Below are 863 nucleotides of genomic sequence, written 5' to 3' on the forward strand. Positions count from 1 at the left end.
AACTATAACAGAGGACAAGGTGATAAAATATATAATATTTTTGCGTATGCTGCAGGTACTGCAAAAAAATTAGCAGCTAAATTAGATCACATTAACAAATGGTCTGTAATGTGGGAACACCCTACACCAACAGAACAACATGATAATAATTTAAAAGCAGCAAGTATGCATATGTGGGCGAAAGCAGGGCTTGTAGATGATGAGGGAATCCCTTATTAACCCCCTATATAATCGCTCATTCTTAACTATAGTTTTTGAGGAGGAAAGCACATGTTAGACAAACAATTTGCAGCTATTATTGATTATTTTTCTACAAATCATGAAGATGAAGTATAGCTTGAAATTGAACAAATAACCGCAAGTGGTACTATTATGAGCAAACTCGATAATTAGCTGATAATACCTTCGACTACACTACATAAGATCGAGCAAAGATATTAAGGTTATAAACAAAAGTAAGACAATTACTTATTTAACACATATAATTTTATTTTTTATGTTAAACATACCCTTTTATAATCGATGTTATCTTGCATATCTATAGTGTAAATTTCTCCGGTTTGAAACTCATTAATTAAGCTGTTGTTTTGATTATTAATGCTGTGTTATTTTTAGGGAAGGTAAAGTTAGTCGTTAGTGGCGGTGATAATTGAAACATGTTATATTTTTTTATACATAAAATTCCTTCAATGATTGGGTTTTTGGTTATTCTCTAATTATACGTGAGGACTTTATTTTTTTGAAATAGTATGAGTATTTTATAAAAAAACCAAAGAAAATCATTAAAGATTCTCCTTGGTTTTTGTTTAAGACTGGATTTATGTCCCATCCCCTTATCGTTCTTTTTAAATGACGAATTTAAA

The 863-nt window shown here is 30.1% G+C and carries 1 pseudogene; it reads left to right on the top strand.

Annotated features, from left to right (window positions below):
- A pseudogene (locus HMPREF2937_RS13660) lies at positions 1-219 on the top strand (hypothetical protein); the annotation flags it as partial.
- Positions 220-863: the final 644 nt, after the last annotated feature.

The sequence above is a fragment of the Staphylococcus sp. HMSC061G12 genome (assembly GCF_001838465.1).
Lineage (GTDB): Bacteria > Bacillota > Bacilli > Staphylococcales > Staphylococcaceae > Staphylococcus > Staphylococcus simulans.